The organism is Sphingobacterium bovisgrunnientis (genome assembly GCF_009829085.1).
GTDB lineage: Bacteria > Bacteroidota > Bacteroidia > Sphingobacteriales > Sphingobacteriaceae > Sphingobacterium > Sphingobacterium bovisgrunnientis.
Map to the genome: position 1 here is coordinate 1 of NZ_WUQY01000111.1, position 600 is coordinate 600.

2 protein-coding genes are annotated in these 600 nt (G+C 34.5%); both read left to right on the forward strand.

The genetic code is table 11. The features are described from left to right. A partial coding sequence (locus GOQ16_RS18470) for a ribonuclease H family protein (RefSeq protein WP_160070431.1) occupies positions 1-339 on the forward strand: 339 nt, incomplete at its 5' end. Further along, the coding region (locus GOQ16_RS18475; protein WP_160070432.1) for a hypothetical protein at positions 317-600 on the forward strand (284 nt) is incomplete at its 3' end. The genes GOQ16_RS18470 and GOQ16_RS18475, both read left to right, overlap by 23 nt.

Sequence of the window (600 nt, forward strand, 5' to 3'; positions counted from 1 at the left end):
AAAGAATGTTTAGCTGTTAAAAAAGGAGTAGCAAAATTTGAACCTTATTTGTTACCTAAAAAGTTTCTTATTAGAACGGATAATATTCAGGTAAAACCATTGTTAACTAATAAACTTGGAACCAGTGCAGTTGAAAGGCCACTTATTAGAATGCAAATGTGGTTTGCGCCATTTAACTTTGATATTGTCCATATTAAAGAGAAAGACAATTTTATTCCAGATTTTTTAACCAGGAATGGAGCAAATCAAGAGGGAACTCGAAACATTGAAATTCGAGATGAGTGTGAAAGTTGCTGCAATAGAATCCAAGATAGCGATGATGGAGATAACTGTTGCTAAGCCAATATCTAAGAAAGCCAACAAGGCTGTATTATCTGAAGGCCCTAGTGCCAATAAATCTGAAAGCTCTAACGCCAATATTGAACAAGAAGCATTAAAGCTTCATAAACTATCTGTCAAAGAGTATACTACTTCGTCTCCCTCACAGGAGAAAAAACTTACGAAGGAAAGTATCTCCATACCAGAGTTTAATCGCTCAAATATTATCAAGGCCTGTAACACTCCTGGTGTTATGGATATCAAAAATAAAAACGATTTTAT